10 protein-coding genes and 1 riboswitch are annotated in these 9,054 nt (G+C 61.8%); of the genes, 6 read left to right on the plus strand and 4 right to left on the minus strand.

The genetic code is table 11. The features are described from left to right. Positions 1 to 124: 124 nt before the first annotated feature. Positions 125 to 421, plus strand: a complete 297-nt coding sequence (locus WAZ62_RS00290) for a DUF1778 domain-containing protein (RefSeq protein ID WP_422641530.1) — start codon at positions 125 to 127, stop codon at positions 419 to 421. A gap of 3 nt (positions 422 to 424) precedes the next feature. Continuing rightward, positions 425 to 925, plus strand: coding sequence for a GNAT family N-acetyltransferase (locus WAZ62_RS00295; RefSeq protein ID WP_422641531.1), 501 nt, complete (start codon positions 425 to 427; stop codon positions 923 to 925). 227 nt (positions 926 to 1,152) lie between these two features. On the opposite strand, the gene WAZ62_RS00300 is transcribed toward WAZ62_RS00295, so the two are convergent. Continuing rightward, positions 1,153 to 1,959 carry an SIR2 family NAD-dependent protein deacylase gene (locus tag WAZ62_RS00300; protein ID WP_422641532.1) on the minus strand — a complete coding sequence of 269 codons (807 nt, stop codon included), beginning with the start codon at positions 1,957 to 1,959 and terminating at the stop codon, positions 1,153 to 1,155. A 77-nt stretch (positions 1,960 to 2,036) separates the two neighbouring features. Continuing rightward, a complete protein-coding gene (locus WAZ62_RS00305) occupies positions 2,037 to 3,014 on the minus strand; it encodes a ParA family protein (RefSeq protein WP_422641533.1) in 978 nt (325 codons plus the stop codon). A 518-nt stretch (positions 3,015 to 3,532) separates the two neighbouring features. Then, positions 3,533 to 3,608, plus strand: a riboswitch (SAM riboswitch). A 73-nt stretch (positions 3,609 to 3,681) separates the two neighbouring features. On the opposite strand from WAZ62_RS00305, the gene metZ reads away from it, so the two are divergent. From metZ to argE, 4 genes are all read left to right on the plus strand, one after another. Beyond that, on the plus strand, positions 3,682 to 4,902 hold the full coding sequence (gene metZ, locus WAZ62_RS00310) for an O-succinylhomoserine sulfhydrylase (protein WP_422641534.1): 1,221 nt from the start codon (positions 3,682 to 3,684) through the stop codon (positions 4,900 to 4,902). Positions 4,903 to 4,962: 60 nt separating this feature from the next. Next, positions 4,963 to 5,355 (plus strand): Co2+/Mg2+ efflux protein ApaG, encoded by a 393-nt coding sequence (gene apaG / locus WAZ62_RS00315; RefSeq protein ID WP_422641535.1) that lies wholly within the window; start codon positions 4,963 to 4,965, stop codon positions 5,353 to 5,355. Between the two features lie 128 nt (positions 5,356 to 5,483). Next, positions 5,484 to 6,182 (plus strand): GTP cyclohydrolase I FolE, encoded by a 699-nt coding sequence (gene folE, locus WAZ62_RS00320; RefSeq protein ID WP_422641536.1) that lies wholly within the window; start codon positions 5,484 to 5,486, stop codon positions 6,180 to 6,182. A 78-nt stretch (positions 6,183 to 6,260) separates the two neighbouring features. Continuing rightward, positions 6,261 to 7,430, plus strand: a complete 1,170-nt coding sequence (gene argE / locus WAZ62_RS00325) for an acetylornithine deacetylase (RefSeq protein ID WP_422641537.1) — start codon at positions 6,261 to 6,263, stop codon at positions 7,428 to 7,430. Between the two features lie 110 nt (positions 7,431 to 7,540). On the opposite strand, the gene WAZ62_RS00330 is transcribed toward argE, so the two are convergent. Together WAZ62_RS00330 and WAZ62_RS00335 are read right to left on the minus strand one after the other, a co-directional pair. Next, positions 7,541 to 8,491 carry a lipid A biosynthesis lauroyl acyltransferase gene (locus tag WAZ62_RS00330; RefSeq protein WP_422641538.1) on the minus strand — a complete coding sequence of 317 codons (951 nt, stop codon included), beginning with the start codon at positions 8,489 to 8,491 and terminating at the stop codon, positions 7,541 to 7,543. Positions 8,492 to 8,547: 56 nt separating this feature from the next. Next, the coding region (locus WAZ62_RS00335; RefSeq protein WP_422641539.1) for a DNA-3-methyladenine glycosylase family protein at positions 8,548 to 9,054 on the minus strand (507 nt) is incomplete at its 5' end.

Consider the following 9,054-nt stretch of genomic DNA (forward strand, 5'->3'; position numbering starts at 1 on the left):
ATTCGAGGACCCCGTTCGACATCGATCATCTGTCTCGCTTTCATCTTTGGCAGCAATATGCTGCCGTCAGCGTCGTATTGCATTCGGCGCTACAGGGCCATAAATTGGACCCACGGAGAAAATCATGGCCACCACCGAGCGCAAGGACTACCCGATCTCGATGCGTCTGCCGGAAGCGGACGTCGCGATGATCGACCGCGCCGCCGCCCTGCGCGGCCGCTCGCGCACGGACTTCGTGCGCGAAGCCGCCGTGCGCGCGGCAGAAGATGTCGTCATGGAAAACCGCCTGATCGGCATGAGCCCGGACGGCTTCGCCGATTTTCTGGCCGTCCTGTCCAACCCGCCCGCGCCGGTTCCCGAGATGGTGGAACTCGCCACGCGGCCCGCGCCCTGGGAAACGGGCTATACCCCGAAGCGCTGAGCCTTGATCCTTTCGGCGCCCGAGCCGCTGTCCAGCGCCCATGACGTCGCCGGATTCTCCTGCGGCAAGCCCACGCTCGATCACTGGCTGAAAACGCGCGCCCTTTCCAACCAGGAAAAGGGCTTCACGGCGGTCCTCGTCGTCCACGATGGCGGGCGAGTCGTTGGCTATTACGGCCTCGCGCCGACGGCAGTCGTTCCCTCGGTCCTGCCGCGCGCGATCCGCACCGGTCAACCGCCCGATCCGGTGCCCTGCCTGCTGCTCGGCCAGCTCGCCACGGATGCGGCCCGGGCCGGGCGCGGCATCGGCACGGGCCTCGTGAAACACGCCCTCCAGCGCTGTGTTGAGGCCGCCGCCCTCATCGGCGGACGGGCCTTGATGGTCAACGCCATCGACGACGACGCAGCCCACTTCTGGCGCCGCCGGGGCTTCTTGCCCTCGAAGGACGACCCGCTCGTCCTGTTCCGCTCGATAGGCGATATTGCGGTTTCGATCGGGGTGTGAAGCTGAGGTACGGTAAGGTCCAGCCCTTAGCCGGTGAGCGCCGGATTTAGACCGGCGTGGCCGTACCGGATCGCGGCCATTCCCTAATAGGTATAGCGTCCCAGCATTCCCCTGCATTCACTAGCTGGTCAAGAAAGGCTGAACAGCGGTCGGTCAACGGTCCAACCTAGATGGACAGCATGGCACACATGGGCAATGGCCCCGCTCTCGACACAGTAATATGTTGGCTACCAATTGCTATTCTCGACAAGTAAAGCCCGCTCATCAGACACTTTGCTGAGAAGATCTTCCATAGCGCTAACCAGTCCGGAATGATCATCATCGACGGCACGATATGTAAGAACTTTTAAATTCCTATTCCTCCGAAGTGATCTCTGAAGATCATCCGATAGCCCTTGGGCTGTAAGGAAGTAATGAGGGCTGATCGAGCCCGGGGTTACGCTGAAAGCTTGATTTTCTAGAAGAAGGTTTACGTCGGGATCACCATAACCACAACCAACAAAAAAGAAGGTGTGCGACATAAGTGCAGCATCAAAGGCAGAGTAGAAGAGGCTGTGCTTTACACGCGCTTGGGAATACTCTTCTTGAGTGAAGATCAAGGAGGCAGGAGAGGACAAGTTCCCATGAACCTTCACAACGTAGCGAGCATCTCCTCGCAAAAATTCGCAAACATCTGAGTCGTAGTAATTTTTCACAAATTGCGACGCCTCATTTACCTCTTTTGATTTACCCTCATATATATCATCAAAATTTAGAGAGAATACAACTCTAGAATCCAGCAATGCTATAATTTTATGAAGCTCTCCCGGCGTATAGTGCGGATCCACAAATACACTTCGAAGGTGTGCGGTCCAATCTTCATCAAACCTGTTCTTCAGCCATTCGCAAGCATGGAGCAGATCCCCTCCGTTAATCGCTTCGAATATGTGTTTTGTGTCGGGTCTTTGGCCGATTTTCTCTGCGGTCACTTCTAGGAATTTCTTCCACATTGGCGGGCGGGTTTTACCATCAGCACCCAGCGCGTGACGGGACACTCCAGAGCCGATTACTATTACTACGCGTCTGCGCGCAATATCACGCACGAGCGGTGCGGGCCAATTTCCACTTAACATTACTCAACTCGCTCCAAGATCTCCTTGGCAACTAAGGCAAATATGCTCTTTGCATCTTTGACCTTTTGAAAATGAGCGCCGACTACGCCGTCCTTGCCAGTAAGCGCAAAAATCGGCTTTCGGCTCGACTGAGACATTGGCGCCAAGCTATGCAGGTTGGGAATTTTTCCTATTTCGAACGGCTCTGGGGGGCGAGATTCATCAGGGAAGTTTTCCGCAATCTGGTAATCTATTTGCTGTAAGATCTCATCGTAAGATTTAACGGGTCGACGCTCACCAGATGCATCTCTTTTTGCAATATATTGCTGAGAAACATATCCGATAAATTCAGCGCCTCTTATACTTTTCGCGTCCACAACAACTTTATTGCCCGACGCCAGTTGGGGGCTATTTACCGAGTACTCCCAATGGGCCTTCCAGCGAGCCATCCACTCGCTAATATTCTTGAATGCCTTCAGTGAGAAAATGTCTATTGACATTGGGCTCACAAAGAAATCGCTGGATAGAAGAACGGTTCTGTTAATCGCTCCCAGAGAGGGGCTTACGTCAAATAAAACGTAATCATATGCATGCAGTTTCTTGAGGGCGTTATGGAACACCATGGTGCTCGAAAGCCCTCGCTGGGTGTTGAGACCTGCCCACTCCTCAGCAAGGAAGTCCTCTGCCATTGATAACCCGGGGCTTCCACAAATCACATCAACCGAAAACGATGCGGAACGCTTAATCGGTATTTTATCTGCGTGCCCTTCGCCGGCCATCAATCCCAGGAACAGTGCTTCAATATTCTGCTCCGGGTCATTAATCACGTTTTCAAGAAAACTGTCATGAAACAAGTATTGGGATGCGTTGCACTGGGGGTCGCAGTCGACCACACACACGCTCTTACCCAATTCTTGTGAAAAATATGCTGCAACATTACAGAGGAGAGTGGTTTTACCAACCCCACCTTTATTGTTGAAGAAGGCGATGGCCTCCATGTGAATCTCCCTGTCGAAGTAGTGATTTGCATGGTGACGGATGCACCTCAAGCTGCACCTTTACCAAAGAGGTTGGCAATTGGAAATTGGAACTTACTGTTTAGCTTCAGATTTTGGGGACGCTATACTGATCTGCCGCGCATTGTCCGCACGCCGAGGACCGCGGTCACGAGATTCCGGCCTCCGCCGGAATGACGCCTCTGTATGCAGTGCCCCGTCCCCCCCGCCCCCTCCGCCATTGACCTCGGCCCCCACCGGGCATAAAGTCTCTTTCCCGTGGGATTTGAGCCGTAAATTCCGGGGACACTACGTAAATTCCGGGGACACTAAATTCCGGGGACACTATACTAATTTCTCTCATTGTAAGCCCGCTGACTTCGCCTCCCTCCCAAGCTTCCAAGATAGCCCGCCATCCCGGGCACCGAATGCGTCAACATTAGCCCCCGCACTCACCACGGCCGATCCCGCAGCGCCCCCGCCCCCTCCACCATTGACCTCGGCCCCCACCGGGCATAAAGTCGCCTTCCCGTGGGATTTGAGCCGGCTGGCTTGCGGCCACGTTAAACACCGCTAAAACGCCGGGAGGAAAATGCCCGGCCTACGGCCGGGTTTTTTTATGCGCCCGGGTCAAGGCACCCGACGACGGCGCGAGAGGGTTCGAAGGATCATGGCACGCCATACGCCCCGTCCCGAGGCGGACACCTGGAAACTGGCCACCAAGCTCGTCCGCGGGGGCACCAATCGTTCCGATTTCGGCGAGACCTGCGAGGCGATCTTCATGACCTCCGGCTTCCGCTACGACAGCGCGGAAGAGGCGGAGGCCCGCTTCAAGGGCGAGCGCGAGGGTTTCACCTATTCCCGCCTGGGCAATCCGACGACGGCGATGTTCGAGGAACGCATGGCGATCCTCGAAGGCGCGCCGGTCGCCCGGGCCGCGTCGTCGGGCATGGCGGCGGTTCATGCCGCGCTGATGTGCCAGCTGAAATCCGGCGACCGGGTGGTTTCGGCCCGCGCTCTGTTCGGCTCGTGCCGGGTCATCCTCGACGAGATCCTGCCGCGCTTTGGCGTCAAGGTCGATTACGTCGAAGGCTCCGACCTCTCGTCCTGGGAGAAGGCGCTGGCGACGCCCGCCACCATCGCCTTCCTCGAGACCCCGGCCAACCCGACCCTCGACGTCATCGACCTGAAGGCGGTCGCCGAACTCGCCCATGCCGCCGGCGCCCGCGTCGTCATCGACAATGTCTTCGCGACGCCGATCCTGCAGCGGCCGATGGACTTCGGCTGCGACGTCGTCGTCTATTCCGCGACCAAGCATATCGACGGCCAGGGCCGCTGCCTCGGCGGCGCCATCCTGTGCGACCGGGATTTCTTCGACCAGCATCTGAACCAGTATCTGCGCCACACCGGGCCGTCGCTGTCGCCCTTCAACGCCTGGCTGCTGCTCAAGGGCATGGAAACCCTCGATCTTCGGGTCCAGCGCCATTGCGACAATGCCCTGAAGGTCGCGCGCTTCCTCGACGAGGCCAAGGCGGCGGGGCGCATCCGCAATGTCTCCTACCCCGGGCTGGCCAGCCATCCGCAGCACGAACTGGCCCTCGCCCAGATGTCGGGCAAGGGCGGCTCGGTCGTCACCATCGAGGTCGAGGGCGGCCGCCCCGGCGCCTTCCACCTGATGAACCGGCTGCGCCTGATCGACATTTCCAACAACCTCGGCGATTCCAAGAGCCTGATCACCCATCCGTCGTCGACGACGCATCAGCGCCTGCCGGCGGCGGAGCGCGAACACCTCGGCATCACCGAGGGTTTCATGCGCCTGTCGGTCGGGCTTGAAGATGCCGACGACCTGATCGAGGATCTCGATCACGCCATCGGCCGCAGGCCGTTATAAACGCTATGTTTCCGGGCGCCCTCTGGACATTCGCCAGAGGGCCGACAATATGAAGAAACGATGTACGACAAGACGACCCGCGCGATCCATGTGACGGTCCGGCCCACCTTCCTCGAGGACCAGTCCTCGCCGGACGAGAATTACTACGTCTGGGCCTATCGGGTGCAGATCGAGAACCAGGGCAGCGAGACCGTGCAGCTGCGCGATCGCTACTGGCGCATCACCGACGGCCTTGGCCGGGTGCAGGAAGTGCGCGGCCCCGGCGTCATCGGCGAACAGCCGGTGCTGAAGCCCGGGGAGCGGTTCGAATATACCAGCGGCACGCCGCTGGCCACGCCTTCGGGGATCATGCTGGGCACCTACCGCATGGAAACCGAGGAGGGCGAGTCCTTCGAGGTCGAAATTCCGGCCTTCTCGCTGGACAGCCCGCATTACCCCATCCGCCTGAACTGAAAGTTCAGCGCGGCGGGACTGATCCAGTCGCCGCTTCGCGGCGTATGGACTCGAGTGAAACGGCCGGCTCGCGTGTTTGGGGCCCGGAAACACGGGGAGAGAAGCTCCCCGAACGAAAGGGATGGAAGATGACTGTCACCCCGACCATGAAGCTGCCCGGCGGCAAGGATGCCAAGCCCGAGAACACCAGGGCGGCGGGCGGCCGCGAGAGCAACCTCATCCTCGGCAAGGCGCGCACCGACCGCCCGAGCCGGGAAGAGACGGAAGCCGCCATCCGCACCCTGCTGCTCTGGGCCGGTGACGACCCGGACCGCGAAGGCCTGATCGACACGCCGGCCCGCGTCGCCCGCGCCTATGAGGAATTCTTCGCCGGCTATGACGCCGATCCGGTCGAGATGCTGAACCGCACCTTCGAGGAAGTCGAAGGCTACGACGAGATGATCGTGCTCAAGGACATCCGGCTGGAAAGCCATTGCGAGCACCACATGGTGCCGATCATCGGCAAGGCCCATATCGCCTATCTGCCCAAGAACCGCGTCGTCGGCATTTCCAAGCTGGCCCGCGTGGTCGATGCCTATGCCAAGCGCTTCCAGGTGCAGGAGAAGATGACGGCGCAGATCGCCAACTCGATCGAGGACGTGCTGCAGCCGCGCGGCGTCGCCGTGGTGATCGAGGCCCAGCACCAGTGCATGACGACGCGCGGCGTGCACAAGACGGGGGTGACCATGGTCACCTCGCGCATGCTCGGCGCCTTCCGCCACGATCCGCTGACGCGGCGCGAATTCCTCACCATCATCGGCAATCCGGCCTCCAGCGTCGGCGCCTGATTTCCGCTATAATCCTGCTATGGTTTGAGTCGCCCGCTCCGGGGCTCCGGGGCGGGCGGCTTCGTTTGGAGGGACTTCATGGCCGGTGACCGTATCGGGGCGGCAGAAATGCTGCGCCGCCTTGTCGCTTTCGACACGACGAGCCGCAATTCCAATCTCGATCTGATCGATTACGTCCGCGCCTATCTCGCCGGGCACGGCGTCGAGAGCGAACTCGTGTTCGACAATGGCGGGGCCAAGGCCAATCTCTATGCCACCATCGGCCCCAGGGACGAGGGTGGCATCATCCTGTCGGGCCATACCGATGTCGTGCCCGTCGACGACCAGGACTGGGACACCGATCCCTGGGTGGTGACCGAGCGCCACGGAAGGCTCTATGGTCGGGGCACCTGCGACATGAAGGGCTTCGTCGCCTGCTGCCTCGCCCTGGTGCCGGAATTCCTGGAGCGCGGGCTGAAGGCGCCGATCCACCTCGCCTTTTCCTATGACGAGGAGGTGGGTTGCCTCGGCGTTCACAGCCTGATCGCCCATGTGATCCAGCATCACCCCAAGCCCAGGCTGTGCCTGGTCGGCGAGCCGACGATGATGCAGGTGGTCGATGCCCACAAGGGCATCCGTTCCTTCGTCACCACGGTGACCGGGCTGGAAGCCCATTCGAGCCAGACCCATATCGGCGTCAACGCGGTCATGGTCGCGGCCAATCTGATCGGCTTCCTCGGCGATCTGGCCGAGGAACTGCGCGAGGAAGGCGACGACACCGGCCGCTTCACCCCGCCTTATACCACCCTGTCGGTCGGCACGATCGAGGGCGGCACGGCGGTGAACATCATTCCCCGCCATTGCCGCTTCATGTGGGAATATCGCTCCCTGCCTGGCGCCGACGCCGAAGCGCCGATTCGCCGCTTCGAGGATTATGTCCGGAACAAGATCCTGCCCGCGCTCGAGGACAAGGCCCCGGGCATCGCCGCCATCACCACCGTGCCCCGCTCGGTGACCCCGGCGCTGCGCCCCGACCCGGGTTCGGTGGCCGAGACCCTGGCCAAGGCCCTCGCCGGGGTGAACGACACGCTGGCGGTGTCCTATGCGACCGAGGCCGGCATCTTCCAGGTCCACGGCATTCCGACCGTGGTCTGCGGCCCGGGCGACATCCTGCAGGCCCACCGGCCCAACGAATTCGTCGACGCCAGCCAGATCGAGGACTGCGTCGCCTTCCTGCGGAAACTCGCCGACCGCGTCTGCCTGACCTGACATCCCGCCCCATCGTCATTCCGGCGAAGGCCGGAATCTCGATCAGGCAAGGGCGCCCCTTCCGGCGCAAGACCCCGGCCTTCGCCGGGGTGACGAGGTCGCACGGCGGGTCAGCGCCAGCGGCGGTGCAGCCAGTTCCACTGGTCGGGGCGCTGGCGCACCCAGCCCTCGATGATCTCGGTCACCCGGGCGGTGATCGCGGTTTCCGCCGCCTTGGCGTCGGTCATCTCATATTCCTTCGAGAAATCGAGCGCCTCGGTCATGTGGATGCGGAAATGGCAACCGTCCAGCCGCTCGGCCCAGGCGCCGTAGACCGGGCATTTGAAGCGGCGGGCCAGTTTCGCCAGCGTCGCCGAGGTCTTCACGTCGCGCCCGAAGAAGGGCACCGAGACACCGCGGCTGAAATGCTGATCGACCAGCATCCCGAGATGGCCGCCGGCCTCCAGTTCGCGGGCGGCGAGCAGCGCCGCCTGGAAACCGGCCGGGATCAGCTTGCCCATGGCGCTGCCCCGGATCTTCAGCAGGACTTTCTCGGCGATCGGATTATTGGGGGCGCGGAACATCGCGGCCATGCGCAGGCGGTAATGGGCGGCGCCGGCCCCCAGCACTTCCCAGTTGCCGATATGACCGGTGAAAATGATCGCCGGCTTGCCGTCGTCGCGGATCTCGAGGAAACGCTCGACCACCTCGGGGCTGACCTCGACCCGGCTGCCCGGCGGCGGCGGTGTGTCGCCAAGCCCCTCGGGCCAGAGGGTGGAGAGATGGGCATATTCGGTGAAATAGCGCCCGAAATTGTCCCACAGGCCTCGAACGATGCCATCGCGCTCCGCTTCGGAGATACCGGGATAGGCGGCCTCGATCTGGCGTCTCGCGATATTCGAGACGGAAATGCGCGGCCCCAGCCGGCTGGCGATCCAGCCGCCGACGCGGGACGCGCGATCGGTCCCCAGCATCTTGCACAGGGCGAGAACGAGGAAGATGGCCGCCGCCTCCACCATCCACTGCAGGCGCAGGAACCCGCGGTAGAGCCGCAGCTTCGTCTTCAGCCACCACTGTCGCATTCTTTGTCCAGACCGTTTATCGCGTCCGGCGGACCTTAGTGATCCTGGCCCCCCGGTCAAGCCTCGGGCTTTTTCCGGGTATGGCCGTAGTAGCGCCAGATGACCAGGGCGGCGGTCGAACGGTGGGGTGCCCAGCGCTTGCCGATCTCGTCCAGCGTCTTGAAATCCGGCCGGGCGTCGAGTTCCATCAGCCGCGCCGCCCCTTCCGCCAGGGCAAGGTCGAGGGCCGGCCACAGGTCCATGCGGCCAAGGGCGAACATCAAGTAGATTTCCGCCGTCCAGCGCCCGATGCCCTTGATCGCGGTCAGGGCGGCGATCGCCTCGGCATCCGCCATGGCGTCGATCGCGCCAAGATCGAGGCGGCCCGAAGCCACTTCATCGGCGAGGATGAGGACATAGCGCGCCTTGGGCCGGCTGAGGCCGAAGGTCCGCAAGCCTTCCTCGTCGAAACGCAGCACGGCCTGCGGGGTCACGGCACCGCCGAGGCCGGTTTCGAGCCTGGCCCAGATCGCAGCCCCGGCGGCGACCGAGACCTGCTGTTCGACGATGATGCGGGTCAGCGC

This window comes from Zavarzinia sp. (genome assembly GCF_049306435.1).
Classification (GTDB): Bacteria; Pseudomonadota; Alphaproteobacteria; order Zavarziniales; family Zavarziniaceae; genus Zavarzinia.

What these genes read in the sequence shown, in the direction of transcription:
- WAZ62_RS00290 (WP_422641530.1), top strand. Translation starts at nt 125, where the DNA reads ATGGCCACCACCGAGCGCAAGGACTACCCGATCTCGATGCGTCTGCCG.
- WAZ62_RS00305 (WP_422641533.1), bottom strand. Translation starts at nt 3,014, where the DNA reads ATGGAGGCCATCGCCTTCTTCAACAATAAAGGTGGGGTTGGTAAAACC.
- metZ (WP_422641534.1), top strand. Translation starts at nt 3,682, where the DNA reads ATGGCACGCCATACGCCCCGTCCCGAGGCGGACACCTGGAAACTGGCC.
- apaG (WP_422641535.1), top strand. Translation starts at nt 4,963, where the DNA reads ATGTACGACAAGACGACCCGCGCGATCCATGTGACGGTCCGGCCCACC.
- folE (WP_422641536.1), top strand. Translation starts at nt 5,484, where the DNA reads ATGACTGTCACCCCGACCATGAAGCTGCCCGGCGGCAAGGATGCCAAG.
- argE (WP_422641537.1), top strand. Translation starts at nt 6,261, where the DNA reads ATGGCCGGTGACCGTATCGGGGCGGCAGAAATGCTGCGCCGCCTTGTC.
- WAZ62_RS00330 (WP_422641538.1), bottom strand. Translation starts at nt 8,491, where the DNA reads ATGCGACAGTGGTGGCTGAAGACGAAGCTGCGGCTCTACCGCGGGTTC.